Consider the following 18,814-nt stretch of genomic DNA (forward strand, 5'->3'; position numbering starts at 1 on the left):
GTTAGCTATTGGGTTGTTCCTTTGCCACCGCGTGTGAACCAGGCGAGCGCCATAGCCGCGATCAACACAATGCCGGACACAGCCTGTGTCCAGTTGGGGGAGATTCCCCAGAGCACAATAAGATTCTGAATGACACCGATGACCGCGAGACCCATCATCACGCCAAGGATTGAGCCTCTGCCACCCGTCAGGCTTACGCCGCCGATGATTACGGCCGCCAGAACACTCAGTTCATAACCGGTGCCCGCTGTTGGGCCGGCAGTGCGAAGATATGCAACCGAACAGACCCCGGAGGCCCCGGCAAGAAACCCGGAAAAGGTCAGAACCATCATGCGGGTACGGTTCACGTCATAGCCAACCAGCTTGGCAGCAAGCGGATTGCTGCCCACCGCCAATAGTCTGAAACCCGACGATGTTTTCTTCAAGACAAGCTCGACGACCACCGCGATAATGATAAACAGCAACGTAATATAGGACAATTGGCCAAATCCGCCTTGCCCGAATGTGTCAAAAAACAGTTCATTGTCCTTGATACCGCTCACCGGCCTGCCATCAGCGAGAACCAGTGCCAAGGCACGATATATCCCAAGCGTTGCCAGAGTGATCACCACAAATGGCACCTGGATAGCCAAGGCAAACACCGCATTCAGAAAGCCGCAGACAACCCCGACCATCAACCCGATGCAAACAGCCTCGACCAGACCGTATTCGCTTCTTAATGCTAGCGCAGTGCAGACTGCCGACAAGCCAAAGATTGATCCGATGGAGATATCTATTTCTCCGGCCATGAGCACGAGGCCCACACCAATCGCGAGAAAGCCAAGGAAGGTGATATTTTGAAGAATTCCGAACAGGTTGTCACTTGTCATGAAATACTGATTGGTTGTTGCGCCGATCAGCAAGAACACAATCAGAGCAACAGCAATGCCAGCGTCGTCTTTTTTTGCCAGACGACTAGCAAACTGCAATACCGGCGAGGCGGAACTTCGCATGTCCGATTCATGATCGCTCATTTCGTCTCTTCCTTAGGTGATTAGAACAGGTCGAATCCAAGACCCGGTTGCACCACGCATCTTGAGTGGCAAGGCAATAAACAGCCCGACAGTGTCTTCGCTTTCAGACAGGCCTTCAAGGTTCAGGTTTTCAACCAGGTGCACCCCGCGATCGACGAGCATTGCAACATGCGCCGTTTGCGTCGGATCAACCAGCGGCACCGGTTCAGTGGTGGCCGTATCACTACAGATAATCGCGACGTTTTGATCAGCCAACCAGATAGCCGCCGCGCGACCAATTCCCGGCTGCCCTGCCAAAAACGCCTCGGGATCCGAGAATTGTTGTATCTTTCCTGTGCGGATCAAAACGATGTCACCCGATTGCAGTTCATTGCCGGATGCCATCAAGGAACGCTGAAGTTCCTCGATTGAAATTTCGTACCCGTCCTCAAGATATTCAACACCAAGGGTCTTGGCCACATCAAGCAAGACACCGCGCCCGACAAGCGGGGGGATCGTTTCAGCGCCGTGCTTCTGCCAACCATGGTCATCGCGGGCCTCGGATGCATCAAGTCCGCCGAAAATCTTGCCGCTGGACTGAATATGGGTGAGCGCATCAATATGTGTGGATGAATGCGCGGTCCCTGCAAATAGCTCGGACGAAAATTGCAATCCGCCCTGCTTGGCAGTTCCTTCCGGTGTGTGGGTAAACGACAGATGGAACCGCCCCAACCCCGGAAGTTCGGGCATCCCGACGAATATCTCCTCTGCAAGATCGTAAGTGTTCCCTTTTTCGACCAGCTTGATTGCACCGAGCATGACGTCGGTGGATATCAGATCGCGTGCGGTTTTTTTGCTGCCTTGTGTCACGGGTGAGTCCATACGTAATTCTTATATAAACAGATTATTCATATTTAGAATTATGTCAACTGATCCCCTAGTGCACAAGTAAGTTTCGAGAGCCGTTCATCGGAAACCCTTAAGCATTTGTTTTTATTTAGGCCCAACAGGATCGAACGTGCATGTGTGGACGCCTCCGGGAACGCAAGCAGAATCTTGTGATGATTTACGGGGAATGCGGTCGAGCTCCTCCGTGTGTCCGGCCTCTACTTGCGATGCATCAGATCGTGGGCCCTTATGGATAGTCCGAAGATCAGGTCCAAATCATATTTGCGGGGTTTCTACTCTACACACGCTCCCTGGTTTTTCCGATCCCGTCATTCTCGACTGTTCGCCCATAATCCTCCGCTAAGATCTACCGCATTCCGTTTGACAGCTGGCTGTCCTCAGGCCGCCAGCTGAACTCGATACACATCCTCGTTCTTCACCACGGCCCAAGCCATCCGGGCCATCTTGTTTGCCAAGGCGTCGGCCACCCAAGCAGAGGACGACTTTTGCTCCGCCCCGTGGCCGACTTTCTCACCGCCGTTGACAGCTTGGCGAGCGCCTCTTTCAAAGCCTCGACGCAAAAGTCTGCATCCATGCTGTTTGACAGCCGCCAAGCGAGAACTTTGCGGCTGCACCAAACCTGGTTAGGGCGGTTGATCACGACATTTCTGAGCAATTATGGCCAGATCTTATGATGGGGATGTTTCTTGCTGGTGTTTGGCTCCTGATAGATCGGGACCAAACGCATGAGGCGGTATTGCCAAGTTATTGACCTGAGCTTGTGACGCATTGGCAGAGGCTGGATCAAGCCGTCATTTCTTCAGTGTAATCGTCCCAGAGGTAGAATGCGTCGGAACGCGCGTGGCGGTATGAGTTTGCGGTGAGTTGATATCGGCGGGGACGGAAGATCAGGTTGATCTGGTCATGCGCAGACAGAAACCTCTGAGCCTGCCGGTGAGACTTGAACTTACCGAATAGCTTCTCTCTTTTGCGAGTCGGTCGATGGGAGACTTCGATCGCGTTGTTGAGACCCTTGTGAGCGCGATGATCCGCGTCCGGTGCCAGCGTGTTGATCGGCTTGATGTAGCTGCGCAATTTGTCGGTGATAACGACCCTGGGTTCGCCAAATTTGCCAACCAACCCTTTGAAAAAGCGCTTTGCGGCTTTGGCGCTTCGACGCGTTTGCACGAGAATGTCGAGCACATCGCCATTTGCGGCGATTGCGCGCCACAGCCAGTGTTTCCTGCCACGGATCATGATCACGACTTCGTCCATGTGCCACTTGTCGTTTGGCCGTGGACGATCACGGCGAATGCAATCTGCAAAGTGCTGACCGAAGCGATTGACCCAAAGCCGAACGGCTTCCCGGCTCACGATCACGCCCCTCGCAGCCAACAGATCCTCGACGTCAGCTGTACTCAACGCAAAGCGATGGTAAGCCCAAACCGCGTAGGCAATGATCTCGCGAGGAAAGCGAAAACCCTTCAGGCGTGGCATGATCGTTGGAATGTTCATTAGCGCGACATAGCTGGATCACTCAGCCTGAACAACTTGGCAATACCCATGTTTGCCATTGACAAGAAGAAGCTTTAGTTTTCCTGTTTCGGTGCCTTCGAAAACCAGAGATTTCGTGATTTGTCCCACGTCACAGCTACAGGCGCTCGCTGCATCCTGTGCCGTTCTTGTACTGTCCGGCATGAGTCTAACATTTATGTCCAGTCCCAGACTTTTGGCGGCCTGTTCGACGCGCTTCACGCTTTTTGACATTTCAAGCCCCCTTGTCCCCAATTTGCGCGACGACGGCGATTTCCACTTTCAGTTCCGAGAGGGCCAGCCGGGATTGCACACACGCGCGGGCGGGTGGATGATCCACGTCAATCCAGGCGTCCCACACCTCATTCATCTCCGAAAAATCAGACATGTCGGTCAGCCATATGTTCGCGCTCAGCAAATGCGAGCGGTTTGAGCCTGCCTGTTGTAGCAGTTGATCAATCTTGTTCAGGATTTCTTCGGTTTGTTCTCGGGTTGTTGTACCCGTCCCGATTTGCCCGGCCAAAAAGATATGACCATGGGAAACAACCGCCTGCGCCATGCGTGGCCCGGTTTCTATTCGTTTTATCGTCATACCTTCCAGGCCTTTCTGATCCGATCTCGGATATCGGAAAGTCTTGCTACTGGTTCGTTCGCGTAAACGAACCGCAGGTAGCGATCCGCGTGCTCCGGGCTGCCCCATCCGGTCATTGGCGTGGCCGCGACTTCGCCACGTTCAAACAGGAGTTTTGACGCTTCGCCTGGCGTCAGTCCGATGCTCTGCGTGTCGATCAACAGAGACCAGCCACCATCGGGGGACACCACTGGCAGATCGCTCATCTCTGTGACCAGAAAATCCCTGCGAGATCGCCACTCGCGTGTCGCCTGATCCACGCCATCATCTTGCGCAATGAGAGCAGCGGCAGCGCCCTGCATGCCAATTCCAACCTGACACACAACATTGGTCAGGCTGACAAGCCCAATGTCTTTCATGATCGGCTTTGGGCCAACGACCCAACCGCAGCGCCAGCCAATCATCCTGTATTCCTTGGAAACCGACCCCACTGTGATCACCCGATCTGCCATGTCATCGAGCGACGCCGGATGTATGATAGGGGTATCAGTAAACAGAATACGCTCCATGGCGGCATCATGCAAAAGACAAGCATCGGTCTTACGAACAACCGCTGCGATTTCATCCCACTCTTCCCGGGTATGCACGATGCCGCTTGGCATCGACGGACTCATGGTGAGAACTGCACGCGTCTTGTGGGTTGCCGCATCCCTTAAGGCGTCAATATCCAACCGCCATCTGCGATCTTCAATGATCAGTGGGACGAGCTTTGGAACGCCACCAGCCAGATAGATGCGATTGATCAAACCCGCATAAGCCGGATCGGTAATGATTACCTCGTCTCCTGGTTCCGAAATTGCCAGGAGTGCATTTAGGATACCGGACAATCCACCAGCGGACACAATACACTGTTCATCAGGTGCGTAGTTCACCTCGGTTGTGGCAGAGACGCGGCAGGCAGCAGCTTCGCGCAGAGCGTGCATACCCAGAAACGGCAGATAGCTGTTGGCAGCATCCGTTCCAATTGCGGCCTTTGTCGCTTCAATCGCCTCTTGGGGTGGAGGAATGTCAGTATCCAGGTTTTCGAGTCGCAGCATCGAGGCGCTCGCGAGGGCATCTGCAGCGTTGCCCATTTGATCGACGCCTATCTCGATGCATACGCGGCCCATGCAGCCTGGCTCGAGGATCATCGGGAGGAGAGCAATGGCCGCCTGGCGGATTGTTTGATCGGCGGCGCGCTCGCGTCCCCGGTCAGCCGGTCGTGGAAAGGGTATTGGCAACGGCGCGCAGCGTGACGGCGTCGCCGGCACCCCAGACACACATGCCTTTCTTCTTCTCGATCATCCTGACGAGCTTTCGTCGCTTGGCATGTCGCAGCGCCTGGACGACCTTGAAGACCACCGAGTTCCTAAGCGCAGTATCTGAGATGTCCAGGTTGCGCTCCGCCATTACGCGCTCGGCAAGTTCTCTCGTGGTCAACTCAACATCAACCCCGAGATGGCGGGTGCAGATATCCGCGATCTCGCCCTTCTTGAAGAACCCATGGCTCACAATGTACCGGGCACGCTGCCGTTCAGGTGCGGCGAACAGTTCAATCGTCGCGTTCACATGCGCCAGATCGTGCTTCGCATGGGCGATCTGCGCCTCGTATGCTTTAATCTGGCCCAGTATCTCGGCCCGCTTCTCTGTCAGCGTGTGAACAATTAATGGTTTCGACATGCCGCCATTCGACACGAGATCTCGCCAGCCATCCAGATGGCAATTTGGTGCATTTGCTACCTAAGACCGAATGCCTGAACGCGCATTGGTTCATGAGCCTTGCAGATGCCAGAGAAAAGCTGGAGGATTGGCGAAGACACTACAATGAGGACAGACCCCACAACGCAATCGGATACAACGTCCCGATTGCCATGCATTATCCCGATGGCGTCACCAGCCCGTCATCATGATCAGAGCCGGAAAAATCTAGCTTCTGGCGGTCCAATGTTGGGGAGCAGTGCACAGACCCGCAAACTCTCGTTATGAATGAGGGACCCTCGGGGGGCAGGTCAGTGTCAACGCACAACGAACGGCGCATTCCTGGCGCACACGACGGCGCAAGCTGATCCGACTGGAAGATCTCTGTCAAAGTGGGAGACTCTGGGATGAAGCATCCAAAAACTCACGAATGATAGGATCAATTTTTCTATTGTCAGGATCAAAGGCCCCACAAACCTGCACGGCTTCTCGAAGAGAAACTGCATCGCTAATGCGCTTCCAGATTGTCTTGGAGGCATATGGGGTATGCCGGGGACGCGATGCAACTCCTAAGGTCAACCCTCTGAGGTAGTTGACTTGTTGCCGGTGCGCTGGGAAGAGGATGGTTTCAACCAGACTACCATCGTCCCCAGCTTCTCTTTCAATAACAAAAATCCGGTTCCCCCTATATGCTGCCAACCCTTCGAATTTAGCTCGTTGGCGAATGTTTCCGTCGCGGGAAGCAGCACGTTGCAATGTCTTTGAAACAATATATCCATCTTTTTCATAAAGGTAAGTGAGACTTCGCAATACCCTTCCCTCCCAAGAAGGAGACGTTACGTACACATGGTAAAAACCCTGATATCTCCGAAGCGGTTTGGTCTGATCTGCGAACGCTGTCGTAAAATGACCGAGGGGCGTGGCCGCGTGAATTCCAGGTTCAGGCGTGTGTTCCTTCCTAAACACATTGTGAGGTTTGAATAACTCACTTTCAGAGATGGACAAGTAGTGAGCTATTCGACGCATCGTGTGGGCAGCAGGCAGTGCTGTTCCCTTCAAGTATCGATCAAACTGTTGCCTGTTGATTCCAATTTCTCGGCAAATTTTCGAAACTGTTCCCCGTTCGGCGCAAAGAAACCGAAGGTTTCCAGAAAAGTTGTCATTTGAACCCAATTTCTTGCTCTCTCTTACGCTGAATAGCTAAAATTCGCACAAAAAAGCATACAACCACTCACTTCCATTGTTCCAGCTAAAATCTGAGATTTGTACTAGCGAACAGAAATTTGTGAACTAATGGCTGGCCAAAACTCCCATACCTTGATCAATGATCAGTGGATTCCATTGCCCGATGGACGTCGGCTAGCTGCGCGAGTCTGGATGCCAAGTGGACTGGGGCCGTTTCCCGCCATTCTGGAGTATTTACCCTACCGCAAGCGCGACGGAACTGCACCTAGGGATGAGACCACTCACCCGGTCTTTGCAGATGCCGGCTACGTATGTGTCCGTATCGACATTGCCGGATCCGGAGATTCCGACGGCCATCTTAAGGACGAATATTGTGAGCAAGAGCTTGATGATGGAGAAGCTGTGCTCGAGTGGATTGCTGCTCAGAGCTGGTGTAGTGGAAACGTCGGGATAATCGGGATATCTTGGGGTGGATTCAATGGATTGCAGCTGGCTTATCGTCAACCAGAAGCACTAAAAGCGGTAGTTAGCGTTGCTTCCACTAGCGATCGTTTCATTGACGACTGCCGCTATATGGATGGCTGCCTCCTAACCGACAATTTTAATTGGTCTGCACAGCTTTCAACCTATCAGGCGCGGCCACCAGATCCAGAAATACGGGAGGATTGGCGCGAAGAATGGGTTAGTCGGATGCAGGGGTTACCTTTTTTTGGCGCCAAATGGTTGTGTCACCAAACTAGAGATGAATATTGGGAACATGGCTCTGTGTGTGAGGACTTCTCGAGAGTAACTGTTCCGGTTCTGGCGGTTACCGGTTGGGCTGATGCTTACGTCAACACACCCCTTATTCTCTTGGAGAACCTGAATGGACCGACCAAAGCATTGATTGGTGCCTGGGAACATCGCTACGCGCATTTGTCGCGGGTCAACCCATCAGATTTTCACTCCGAAGTCATCGGTTGGTTTGACCGATGGCTCAAGTATGAACAAAACGGTGCCGAGGATTTGCCGAGTTATCGCGCTTTCATGCAAGAGCATTTCAACCCTCAGCCTGTTAGTACGCCACGCCGGGGACGCTGGGTCGCAGAGACTAGTTGGCCATCACCTAACATCCGGCATATGAACTGGTATCTTGGAAAATCGGCGCTTACAAAATCGGTGCAAAATGGAACCGTCACGGTGGCAACACCTGCACATGTTGGGAACGCAGGAGGGAACTATTACGCGGGCATGCTAGCAGAGAATGAACTGCCCGGCGACCAAAGGCCGGATGATGCACTGTCTGTCTGCTTTGATACACCGGCCCTTGATGATCCATTGGAATTGATGGGGCGCGCCTGCTTGACCATCAACTTTTTGGTCAACCGTCCAGTTGCTCAAATAGTTGTTAGATTGTGCGATGTTTCACCAGACGGTGTTTCACAGCGGATATCATTCCGAGCAGTCAATCTGACGTATCACGGTAATAATGAAACCCCGGAGACATTGAGTCCGGGTAAACTCTACTCTGCAACTATTAAATTGAATGAATGTGCCCATCGGCTCCGCAAAGGCCACAAGTTGCGTCTGGCTTTGTCCAATAGCTATTGGCCGATGGTTTGGCCGGCACCCGAACCAGTTATTCTAGAGTTAGATCTGGCTGGGTGCAAACTGGATTTGCCAATACGGTCCGTAGGTGTTGAGACAGAAGCTGCGGCCCCTGACTTTCCGCAGGACCATCCGATTCTGATGTCCCAAATTTTGAGACATCCAGACAGTACGGTCCGGTTCGAAACCCTGCCGGACGGCACTTTTGTTCGCGAAAATGAAGATGACTTAGGCGAAACGCGTAACCCTGATCATGGGCTGGTGTCCGGATACCGAATTTCAACCCGCTATTCTATACATCCCGATAATCCTACTAGCGCGAAGATTGAATCTCGATGGCAGTTTTCGTGCGGTCGAGGGAAATGGCAAACTGAGATTGAAATTGAAGGCACAATGACCTGCGATCGGGACAATTTCTATCTTACGCGCAAATTGCGATCTACTGAAAGTGTGCACAAATCTGAAGTGGTGACGAAGGAGTGGTCTGAATCCATTCCGCGCGGGCTTCTATAATATATTCCAAGGGAGGAAAACATGAAAATCGAATGGATAAAGGCGCCGATCGGAAGGCGCAACTTTCTGAAGGGCGCGACCGCGCTTGGCGCGGCGTCTGCCTTGCCGATGGGTTGGGCAAATCGTGTGATGGCGGCAGACGATGGTGTTCTGCGAGTCCGATCCTATAGCGATCTGCGCTCGCTTGATCCGGCCTATAGTGGCGGAGCTTTCGACGAAGAAATGCACGCATGCATCTACAACAAGCTCATTCAATTCAAACCGGGCGATGAATGGGGCTGGCAGCTTGATGCCGCATCTATGATTGAGCAGGTTGATCCCACTCACATTAAATTCGCTCTTCGCGATGATATCGGCTTCACCAATGGATTTGGACCGATGACTGCCGAAGACGTCAAGTACAGCTTTGAGCGCATCATTGATGAAGAAATCGATTCGACCAACAAACCAGACATGGGATCTCTCAGCCATGTTGAAGTTACTGGTGAGCGCGAAGGAACTATTGTCCTGAATGAAGCCTTTGCGCCTTTGTGGTCAATCGCGCTTCCGTATATTACCGGCAATATCATCTCGAAGGCTGCGGCCGAGGCCGAAGGCGGCAAGATCGGCACCGACCCAGTTGCGGAATCCGGCCCCTATTTGCGCGACAGTTGGAACCCAAAAGAAAAAACTGTGCTGAAACGGAACCCGGATTGGAAGGGTGATACGCCGGCTTGGGATACGATCGAAATCTATCCAATCGATGATGAAAATACCGCAGAAATTGCCTTTGAGGCAGGAGAAATCGACTTCACGCGGGTCTCACTTGGTGCGGTCGAGCGGTATCGCGAGGAAGTGCCAAACGGTGGTACGCTGATCGAGAAACCGTCTCTTTACTATGTCTGGTTAGGGATGAATCTTGATCACCCAAAACTGCAAAATCCAAAATTGAGACAAGCTATTCAACATGCGGTGGACGTGCCAACAATATTGGAAGCCGCATATTTTAGCGCTGCTGAGCCATCTACCGGAATAATCGCCCCCGGTCTTGCTGGCAATCGCGCGGCTGGACTGGTTCCACCTGAAGCCAACCTTGAAAAAGCGGCTGCGTTGCTGGCTGAATCGGGCGAAACCAATGTTACGCTGACCCTGGATATCCTGAACAAGAATACCTACAGTGCGATGGCGCAGGTGATACAGGCCATGTTGGCCCAAATAGGGGTTACGGTTGAAATCAACGTCCTGGAGTCCGGCGCGTTCTGGGCCAGCGGTGACAACGAAGACCTGCAAATGGTCCTAAATCGGTACTCGATGACGCCTGATCCCTACTACGCAACCTCTTGGTTCACATCTGATCAGGCTGGTGTCTGGAACTGGGAACGGTTCCGCAACGATGAGTTTGACGAAATCCATGTCCAGGCTTCTCAGGAAACAGACCAGGGCAAGCGCGCTAAAATGTACCAGCGTGCACAAGACCTGATGGAAGAAAGCGGCGCCTACCGCTTTATCACCCACGAAGCGACGCCGGTTGTTCACTCTTCGCGTGTAGTACCTGCCCTGCGGCCCGACGGCCTACCGCTCCTGCGTTACTTCGGCAAGGGTTTCTGACCGTCCCGTAATCTTACAGGCGTGGCAACTGCATTCGGCTGTTGCCACGCCCAGCGACCCGCCGAATAGCTATGGGGACCAACGCGCCATGATACTTTTCACGCTCAAGCGCTTTGCGCTTGCATTGCTCATTCTGTTCGTGGCGGTGACCGTCATGTTCCTGATGATCCGCGCTGTGCCTGGCGATCCGGTCCAGATCATGCTTGGGCCGCGCGCGACGCCCGAACTTCAGGCCCAACTCACTGCCGCGCTGGGGCTGGATCAACCAATTTGGAAACAACTTTTGATCTTCTACGGAAACCTCGTGCAGGGTGACCTGGGGACCGACGTCTTCTCAGGCCGATCCGTGACGAGCATTGTGTTCCAGCAATTGCCATTCACTCTGGAACTGATTTTTGCGTCGATCCTGTGGTCTGCAACACTGGGCATTGCACTTGGCGCCTATGCAGCTGCGCATCCCAATACGCTGATCGACCGGGTCGCCGCAGCAATATCTGTCAGTTTCGTCGCGGCACCGGCCTTTGTTGTCGCGCTTTTGGCGCTTCTGGTTTTTGCCGTGCATCTGCAATGGTTCCCCGCCATTGGCGCAGGAGAAGGGTTTTGGGACCGCCTTGACCATCTGATCCTGCCGGCCTTTGCTATCGGGTTAAGCTGGGTCGGCTATATTGCCCGGCTGGTGCGGGCTTCGATGCTGGAGGTCATGGGCGAAAATCATGTGCGCACGGCCCGGGCCTTTGGTATCGCTGAACGTCGCGTGGTTCTGGTCTACGCCTTGCGCATTGCCATTTTGCCAGTCGTCACCGTGATCGGCGTAGGGATGGGCTTTCTGCTCAGCTCGGCCGTTTTTGCCGAAATCGTCTTTGCCCGGCCGGGTCTGGGTAAACTGGTGATCGATAGCATTACGACCCGAAACTACCCGATTGTTATGGGCTCTGTTCTCATATCAACGGCGCTGTTTGTGGTGTCCACCGCATTGGCAGACCTGATCAATGCGTTGCTCGATCCCCGTGCACGCACGGCTCATTGAGGAGGGGGCGTTATGGAAAAATCACGTTCCGAACTCGGGCAGATCATCGTCGGTGTTGCCCGTGACCCGCTTGGGCTTATGGGGCTGATCATCGTTGGTGTGATCGTTTTCTGCGCAATCTTCGCCTATTGGATCGTGCCCTACGATCCGATCGCGATGGATATCAAATCCCGCATGCAAGGACCGTCCGCCGCGCATTTGCTGGGCACTGACCAACTGGGTCGTGATACGTTTTCACGGGTTATCGCCGGTGGTCAGGTCGCGCTGAAGGTGGCGTTGCCGGCTGTGTTCGGTGCGATGGCGATTGGTCTGACCCTGGGTATGATTGCCGGGTATGGGCCGAAATGGCTCGACAACCTTCTGATGTTGTTCTTCGATACCATTCGGTCCTTTCCGACGGTCATGTTTGCGCTTGCCGTTGTGGCCCTGATCGGACCCAGCCTGCAAACAGTTGTGTTTGTCGTCATGGCGACCTCGATCCCGACCTATGGCCGGGTGGCCCGGACACAGACGCTGACGCTGCGCAATTCCGAGTTCATCCTGGCCGAACGGTCGATGGGGGCCAGCATGGCGCGCATTCTGGGCGTGCATATGTTGCCCAATATCATCGGCGTTCTGGCGGTGCTGGCGGCGATGGATATTCCCACGGTTATCGCACTGGAGGCAGGTCTGTCGTTCTTGGGTTTGGGTGTGAAGCCCCCAACACCCAGCTGGGGTGCTTTGCTGAAGGATGGGTATTCCCTGATCCGCCAAACCCCCTGGCTGGTCGTTGGCGGAGGCCTTCCGATCATCCTGGCAACGCTTGGGTTTACGTTCCTGGGTGAAAGCCTGCGCGATGTGGTTGACCCGAAACTGAGGAAACAGCGATGACCGATACACTTCTGGAAATCGACAACCTCAGCGTCGATTACGAAACAGGCCGCGGCGATCTCCAGGCCTTGAGGGACATCACCTTCAACGTCAACAAGGGCGAAATCGTTGGCATCGTCGGGGAATCCGGTTGCGGCAAATCCACGTTGATTTCATCCATCCTGCGTTTGACCGCTCCCAATACGCGGTTCCGCGAGGGTGAAATCAGATTCAAGGGGCAGGATTTGTTGCAGGTGTCCGAACGGCACATGCGTGATCTGCGTGGGGCTGATATATCCATTGTCTTTCAGGACCCGATGCAAACGCATAATCCGGTCCTGACCATCGGGCAACAGATGCTGGATATTCAACATCGCTCCAAACAATCAAAGGCGGACAAACGGGCGCATGCGACCAAGATGCTGGGCGCTGTTGGTATTCCCGATCCCGAAGCGCGCCTAAAGCAGTATCCGCATGAATTCTCTGGCGGGATGCGCCAACGGATCGCCATCGCGATGGCGTTGATGTCCGAGCCTGACCTCTTGATCGCGGATGAACCCACCACTGCGTTGGACGCAACGCTTGAGGTGCAAATCATCGAACGTCTGCAAGAGCTGCAGCGCGAGTTTCACTGTGCCATCCTGTTCATCTCGCACCATCTGGGCGTGATTGCGGAACTCTGTGACCGGGTGGTAGTGATGTATGCCGGCGCAGTTGTCGAAAGCGGAGAGGTGCGTGAGATTTTCCACAATCCCAGGCATCCCTACACACGGCGTCTGATCGAATGTGACCCCGGTCACATCAAGGAACGCGCCCGCATCTTGCCGACCATCCCCGGCGAAGTGCCCGATCTGGCGAACTTGCCGGGGGGCTGCATTTTCCGGGTCCGGTGCGATCAGGCAATGGCGCGCTGTGCCAGCGACGTACCACCACTGGATCAATTGAAAGAAGGCCACCATGCCGCATGCTGGCTGAACCATGAGGAGGTCACAACATGAGCTTGCTGAACGTCGTAGACCTTAAAACCAGCTATGGCCCGGTCAATGTTTTGGCGGGTGTCAGCTTTACCGTAGAACCTGGCGAAACCTACGCGCTGGTTGGCGAAAGTGGTTCTGGCAAAACGACTGTTATTCGCGCCATTGCGGGTCTTGCGCCTGCGCAAGACGGCTCGGTCACTTTTGAGGGTCAGGAAATCCGGGGTGCGCCGGAAAGTGTCATGCGCCCGTTGCGCAAAGACATGACAATGATGTTTCAGGACCCGGTCGGCAGCCTCTCGCCACGCCTGACGATCCGCAGCCTGATCACCGAACCTTATCGCATTCAAGGCATGAAAGACCGCGATCTGGATGCCGAGGCAAAGCGCCTTTTGGAAATGGTGAACCTGCCAACGCATTTTGCAGACCGGTATCCTTATCAGCTGTCAGGCGGCCAGGCACGGCGTGTGGGCGTGGCGCGCGCGTTGGCACTGGAACCAAAACTGATCCTTGCGGATGAGCCGACCGCGGGCCTTGATGTGTCGGTACAGGGTGAGCTTTTGAACCTGCTCAACGATCTGCGCGAAAGGCTGGGACTGGCGATGGTGATCATCACCCATAACCTCAGCGTTGTGCGCCATGTGGCCGACAGAATGGGTATCATGTATCTGGGCCGGTTGGTAGAAGAAGGCACAACCGAGACGATTTTCAAAGATCCGCGCCACCCCTACACCCGTTGCCTGCTGAGCGCCAACCCAGAGCCGGACCCGGATGCGCGGTTGGAACGGATCGCCCTAAAAGGTGAACCCCCCAGCCTGCTCAAACGCCCTTCGGGATGTGAATTCCGTGAACGTTGCCCTTTTGCCAAAGACATCTGCACCCAAACCCCTGAATGGAAATTGGACGGCGGCCACGGGTTGCGCTGTCTGGCCCCGCTATCCAGCGATCAATCACAAGAAATATAGCTAATAGTTATCTACAGGTGACAAAATGAGAAGTTCGGCATTGTTCGAAGAAAAACTTGGAAGCCCGAAAAAGAGCGCAGAAGCACTAAGACAAGATGGCACGGCGCCAAGCTTGGCAGAGGCTGAGTTGAAAGAGATCCAAATTATTGAGCACGTTTGGATAAAAATGTCGGACGGTGTGCGCCTATCCGCAAAAATTTGGCTGCCCGTCGACGCTGCCGATATCCCGGTCCCGGCGGTATTGGAGATAATTCCGTATCGCAAACGCGACTCCTATGCAATTCGTGATCATCGCAATCATGCCTGGATGGCTGCCAGGGGATACGCTTGCATTAGGCCAGACATGCGTGGACATGGAGACTCGGAAGGGATCATGCTGGATGAATATTCTCTCAGAGAACAGCAGGATACGATAGAAGTCATTGAATGGCTGTCCAAGCAATCCTGGTGCAGCGGCGAAGTAGGAATGATGGGGCTTTCCTGGGGAGGAATCGCCAGTATGCAGGCGGCCGTCAAGCAACCGCCAGCTCTGAAGGCGATTATTCCAGTTGGTGCCTCAGTCGATCGCTACTATGCAGACGGCGGATATCTTGTAGGCGGTTACGCTGGTCAAGGGTTGGGGTGGGGCGGTGTCATGTTCGGCTACTGTGTTCGGCCACCTGATCCAGCAGTTGTTGGAGATGTCTGGCGTGATATGTGGTTTGAGCGCTTGGAGCAAACTCCAATGTTTGCTGAAAAATGGTTAACCCATCAACTTCGCGATGAAACTTGGAAACAGGGGTCGGTTTGCGAAGACTATGATAAGATCGAAGTTCCCGTGTTGGGAGTCAGCGGTTGGAATGACTGCTGGCCAAACACCATGATCCGCCTGCTTGAGAACATTGAGGCGCCTTGTAAGGTGGTTTCTGGGCCGTGGGGACATGTATTCCCAAATCTCGGCGGGCCTGGCCCAATGGCGGGCTTCTTGCAGTTGGCACTCGCCTGGTGGGATTACTGGTTGAAGGGAATTGACACCGGGGTCATGGAAAACCCGGCATTTCTGGCATACCTACAAGAAAGCCACGCCCCAAACCCAAATCCAACTGATAGACCCGGTCGCTGGATTGGTGAGACAAGCTGGCCGTCAAAAAATGTGTCAGTGCACACATTTGGGATGATCCCCGGACAGTTGTCGGAAGACAAAGGCGCCTCCAGTGACATCGTAGAAATATGTTCGCCAGTAACTCTTGGTTTGAAAACCGGTGAATACATGCCGATCTCGGGGGTTGCTGAGTTGGCGCAGGATCAAAGTGCGGATGACGCCTTATCAGTATGTTTTGATAGCGAACCTTTGAAAGATAGGTTCGACATTCTGGGTACCACCAATGTGAACCTGCGCATTTCCAGTGACTGCTCACACGGTATGGTTGCGGCACGGATTTGCGATGTCGCACCCGATGGCAAATCTACGCTGATCAGCTATGGATTGCTTAACTTGAAACAGCGCGAGGGGCTGGAACGTTGTACCGAAATCACACCTGATGAAATGATGGAAGTTTCGGTCAGGCTCAATGATACGGGATGGTCCATAAAGCCAGGGCATCGGCTACGGTTGGCTCTGTCGAGTCATCTTTGGCCCATGGCTTGGCCACAGGCAGAGCAAGCAACTCTAAAATTGAATCTTGCCAGTTGTTCTCTGAATTTGCCGGTTCGTCACCCCGAAGCCGACAGTCTAATTCATTCACCGCTTGCTGAACCGGAAGCGGCAGACCCTCCAACCCACGAAATCGCTGCCCCTTCGCAGGGATCGCGGCATGTGAATTACGATATTCAATCTGGACAGACTGTCTACGACGTACAATTCGATGGCGGGAAGATTCGTTTTGACGCCATCGATTTGACCTATGGGTCTACAAATACGCAGCGCTACACGATCACCGAAGGAGACCCTCTTTCAGCCAAGATCGAATACAGCGCGGATTTCAGCTTCGCTCGCGAAGGATGGGATGTCAGAACCGAAAGCCGGCTTGTCACAACATGTGATGCCGACAACTTCATCCTGAACGGCAGCGTCGCTGCGTTTGAAGGAGAAAATCAAGTCTTTACACGTACTTGGGACATAAAAATCCCACGCGTGGTGTTTTGACCTCGGACCTCACTGGCCCGGTGCAACTAACCGAGGAGTAACCGCACTACTGCTCGATTCTGAACAACACAGAAACTGGAGGATGAAATGAAAAACCAATACCTGAAAAAACAATGCCAAAAACTGACAAGCGGGACTATCGACCGGCGAAAATTTGTCATGTCAGCACTGGCAGCAGGTGTCGTACTGCCGAACGCTTTGACAATGGCAGACAAGGCGATGGCCGCTACCGCGAAATCAGGCGGGACGCTTAGGATTGCAATTGGCAGCGGTGCCACAACTGACGTGTTGGATCCGGCCACAGCCACGGGCGGTTTCGCAGTTCACAACCTGTATACCCGAGGCAATCATCTGACCGAAGTATCAAATTCGGGCGAGTTGATTGGCGAACTTGCAGAAAATTTCGAACCCGCAAACAATGCCACAAAGTGGATTTTCAACCTACGAAAAGGGGTCGAGTTTCATGATGGCAAAAGTCTGACGCCAGAGGATGTCATAGCAACCCTAAATTATCATCGGTCTGAAGGTTCAAAGTCAGCAGCAAAAGGCCTGTTGGATGGAGTCACGGATATTCGCAAAGATGGTGATATGCAGGTCGTCATCGACCTATCATCGGGAAATGCAGATTTTCCATACGTACTGTCGGACTATCACCTGATGATAATGGCGTCAGCAGATGGGAAGATTATTGATCCGAATTCTGCCAATGCCACCGGAGCCTATGCACTTGAAGCATTTGACCCAGGAGTCAGCGCTAAGTTTGCTCGCAACCCGAATTACTGGAAAGAGGGCCGCGCCCATTTTGATGCTGTAGAAATGGTTTCAGTTTTGGACATCACCGCTCGCCAAAATGCGATTATGAACGGAGATGTGGATTATGCCGACGGCATTGATCCGAAAACCGTTAACCTAATGAAACGCGTGCCGACACTGGATATTCTTGAAACTACTGGGACTCAGCATTTCACTTTTCCAATGCGATTGGATACACAACCCTTTGACAATTATGATTTGCGAATGGCGCTAAAATTCGCAATCAACCGCCAAGAACTGGTTGACAAAGTTCTTTTGGGGCACGGTGTAGCAGGCAATGATGTGCCGGTATCATCTGCGATGCCGTATCTTAATACTGACTTACCGGTGCATGAGCTGGACATTGAAAAAGCGGCGATGCACTACAAGAAATCAGGGCATTCAGGTCCAATACAACTTCACACATCTGATGGTGCATTCGCAGGCGCCGTTGATGCAGCGCAACTTATTGCCAATTCCGCAAAACAAGCTGGAATTGACATCGAAGTTGTACGTGAACCCGCCGATGGCTATTGGTCTAATGTTTGGAACAATAAACCTTGGTGTGCATGCTATTGGAATGGCCGCCCCACCCAGGACTGGATGTACTCATCTGCATATACCAACGACACTGAATGGAATGATACGGCCTGGCGCGACACAGAATCAGCAATTCGTTTCAACGAAGTTGTCGCAGAAGCTCGCTCCGTTACGGATCCTGCAGTGCGTCAGGACCTTTATTGGGAAGCCCAGAGACTGCTTCAGGACGATGGCGGTGCAATTGTCGCAATGTGGGCAAACTACATCAGCGCTCATTCAAAGTCTTTGTCGCATGATGAGAATGTTGCGGCAAATTGGGAAAACGACGGTGCCAAGATTGCCGAACGCTGGTGGTTCAACTAACAAATCGTGTCGGGGCGGCATTGTTGCCGCCCCGATGTCCATTCCTCAAGGCATCGGCCGTCGCCGGGGAGATTATTCTAAATTGGGCAAATATTTTCGGATTCCACAATGACTGACAACAAAGTTTCACCCGTCGAGAAACGGCTGATTGAAGCCAAAATTGTCAGACAGATTCTCGTTGAGATGATTGGTGAAATTGGAGAGGAGAAAGCGTGGGAAATCCTTGACCGCACCATAACCAAATTATCTATCGACGAAGGTATCGAGTACGCTCGGAACGTGTCATGCGACGCCACACCCGAAAGCTACATGAACCTGATGATGGACTGGTCAGAAGACGGAACGCTGGAGATTATACCGGTTTCGGTCAGCCTGAAACATGCCCATTTCCGGATTAACCGTTGCCGCTATGCGGAAATGTATCAACAGGCTGGCATGACGGATCTCGGCAAAGTCCTGTCCTGCGGTCGCGATGGTACAGTTTGCTTGGGCTATAATCCCAACATCACCTTAAATCGGGCACAGACGATCATGGACGGGGCTGCGGTTTGCGATTTCCATCTGAAGCTGACGGAAGTCGGTTAAC

At 53.3% G+C, this 18,814-nt stretch carries 16 protein-coding genes and 4 pseudogenes; 11 read left to right on the forward strand and 9 right to left on the reverse strand.

Going from position 1 to position 18,814, the window contains the following annotated elements:
- Positions 1 to 5: 5 nt before the first annotated feature.
- The 6 genes and pseudogenes from D9K61_RS13035 to D9K61_RS13065 form a co-directional block, all read right to left on the reverse strand.
- Positions 6 to 1,013, reverse strand: coding sequence for an ABC transporter permease (locus tag D9K61_RS13035; RefSeq protein WP_120633658.1), 1,008 nt, complete (start codon positions 1,011 to 1,013; stop codon positions 6 to 8).
- Between the two features lie 12 nt (positions 1,014 to 1,025).
- Positions 1,026 to 1,862: a cyclase family protein gene (locus D9K61_RS13040; protein WP_162946869.1), complete on the reverse strand. Its 837-nt coding sequence runs from the start codon at positions 1,860 to 1,862 to the stop codon at positions 1,026 to 1,028.
- Between the two features lie 565 nt (positions 1,863 to 2,427).
- Positions 2,428 to 2,628, reverse strand: a pseudogene (locus tag D9K61_RS13045) (IS3 family transposase); the annotation flags it as partial.
- Positions 2,629 to 2,684: 56 nt separating this feature from the next.
- The gene (locus D9K61_RS13050; protein ID WP_120633660.1) at positions 2,685 to 3,395 is read right to left on the reverse strand and encodes an IS6 family transposase; all 711 of its coding nucleotides are present in this window, start codon (positions 3,393 to 3,395) and stop codon (positions 2,685 to 2,687) included.
- Between the two features lie 253 nt (positions 3,396 to 3,648).
- On the reverse strand, positions 3,649 to 4,005 hold the full coding sequence (locus tag D9K61_RS13060; RefSeq protein WP_120633662.1) for a RidA family protein: 357 nt from the start codon (positions 4,003 to 4,005) through the stop codon (positions 3,649 to 3,651).
- The gene (locus D9K61_RS13065) at positions 4,002 to 5,174 is read right to left on the reverse strand and encodes a pyridoxal phosphate-dependent aminotransferase (RefSeq protein ID WP_371688471.1); all 1,173 of its coding nucleotides are present in this window, start codon (positions 5,172 to 5,174) and stop codon (positions 4,002 to 4,004) included. The genes D9K61_RS13060 and D9K61_RS13065 overlap by 4 nt, the downstream gene beginning before the upstream one ends.
- Between D9K61_RS13065 and D9K61_RS27545 the strand changes: the two are divergent.
- Positions 5,130 to 5,279, forward strand: a pseudogene (locus tag D9K61_RS27545) (IS1595 family transposase); the annotation flags it as partial. The gene D9K61_RS13065 and the pseudogene D9K61_RS27545 overlap by 45 nt on opposite strands.
- On the opposite strand, the gene D9K61_RS13070 reads toward D9K61_RS27545, so the two are convergent.
- Positions 5,236 to 5,703, reverse strand: a complete 468-nt coding sequence (locus D9K61_RS13070; protein ID WP_120633663.1) for a hypothetical protein — start codon at positions 5,701 to 5,703, stop codon at positions 5,236 to 5,238. The pseudogene D9K61_RS27545 and the gene D9K61_RS13070 sit on opposite strands and share 44 nt — an antisense overlap.
- 62 nt (positions 5,704 to 5,765) lie before the next feature.
- On the opposite strand from D9K61_RS13070, the pseudogene D9K61_RS13075 reads away from it, so the two are divergent.
- Positions 5,766 to 5,933, forward strand: a pseudogene (locus D9K61_RS13075) (transposase); the annotation flags it as partial.
- A 175-nt stretch (positions 5,934 to 6,108) separates the two neighbouring features.
- Here the strand turns inward: D9K61_RS13075 and D9K61_RS27550 are convergent.
- Positions 6,109 to 6,531 carry a hypothetical protein gene (locus D9K61_RS27550; RefSeq protein ID WP_254055768.1) on the reverse strand — a complete coding sequence of 141 codons (423 nt, stop codon included), beginning with the start codon at positions 6,529 to 6,531 and terminating at the stop codon, positions 6,109 to 6,111.
- A 177-nt stretch (positions 6,532 to 6,708) separates the two neighbouring features.
- A pseudogene (locus D9K61_RS27865) lies at positions 6,709 to 6,894 on the reverse strand (helix-turn-helix domain-containing protein); the annotation flags it as partial.
- A 120-nt stretch (positions 6,895 to 7,014) separates the two neighbouring features.
- Between D9K61_RS27865 and D9K61_RS13085 the strand changes: the two are divergent.
- The 9 genes from D9K61_RS13085 to D9K61_RS13125 all read left to right on the forward strand — a co-directional run bounded on the left by D9K61_RS13085 (position 7,015) and on the right by D9K61_RS13125 (position 18,813).
- Positions 7,015 to 9,006, forward strand: coding sequence for a CocE/NonD family hydrolase (locus D9K61_RS13085; protein ID WP_120633665.1), 1,992 nt, complete (start codon positions 7,015 to 7,017; stop codon positions 9,004 to 9,006).
- Between the two features lie 21 nt (positions 9,007 to 9,027).
- Positions 9,028 to 10,593, forward strand: a complete 1,566-nt coding sequence (locus D9K61_RS13090; RefSeq protein WP_120633666.1) for an ABC transporter substrate-binding protein — start codon at positions 9,028 to 9,030, stop codon at positions 10,591 to 10,593.
- A gap of 88 nt (positions 10,594 to 10,681) precedes the next feature.
- Positions 10,682 to 11,620: an ABC transporter permease gene (locus tag D9K61_RS13095; protein ID WP_120633667.1), complete on the forward strand. Its 939-nt coding sequence runs from the start codon at positions 10,682 to 10,684 to the stop codon at positions 11,618 to 11,620.
- A 12-nt stretch (positions 11,621 to 11,632) separates the two neighbouring features.
- Positions 11,633 to 12,490: an ABC transporter permease gene (locus tag D9K61_RS13100; RefSeq protein ID WP_120633668.1), complete on the forward strand. Its 858-nt coding sequence runs from the start codon at positions 11,633 to 11,635 to the stop codon at positions 12,488 to 12,490.
- Entirely contained in the window at positions 12,487 to 13,467 is a 981-nt protein-coding gene (locus tag D9K61_RS13105; RefSeq protein ID WP_120633669.1) for an ABC transporter ATP-binding protein, read from the forward strand. Before D9K61_RS13100 ends, D9K61_RS13105 begins: the two co-directional genes overlap by 4 nt.
- Positions 13,464 to 14,408, forward strand: a complete 945-nt coding sequence (locus D9K61_RS13110; protein ID WP_120633670.1) for an ABC transporter ATP-binding protein — start codon at positions 13,464 to 13,466, stop codon at positions 14,406 to 14,408. The genes D9K61_RS13105 and D9K61_RS13110 overlap by 4 nt, the downstream gene beginning before the upstream one ends.
- Before the next feature lie 25 nt (positions 14,409 to 14,433).
- Positions 14,434 to 16,533, forward strand: a complete 2,100-nt coding sequence (locus D9K61_RS13115; RefSeq protein WP_120633671.1) for a CocE/NonD family hydrolase — start codon at positions 14,434 to 14,436, stop codon at positions 16,531 to 16,533.
- Between the two features lie 87 nt (positions 16,534 to 16,620).
- Positions 16,621 to 18,228 carry an ABC transporter substrate-binding protein gene (locus D9K61_RS13120; protein ID WP_120633672.1) on the forward strand — a complete coding sequence of 536 codons (1,608 nt, stop codon included), beginning with the start codon at positions 16,621 to 16,623 and terminating at the stop codon, positions 18,226 to 18,228.
- 108 nt (positions 18,229 to 18,336) lie between these two features.
- Entirely contained in the window at positions 18,337 to 18,813 is a 477-nt protein-coding gene (locus D9K61_RS13125) for an L-2-amino-thiazoline-4-carboxylic acid hydrolase (protein WP_120633673.1), read from the forward strand.
- Position 18,814: the final 1 nt, after the last annotated feature.

The sequence above is a fragment of the Ruegeria sp. EL01 genome (assembly GCF_900313035.1).
Lineage (GTDB): Bacteria > Pseudomonadota > Alphaproteobacteria > Rhodobacterales > Rhodobacteraceae > Ruegeria.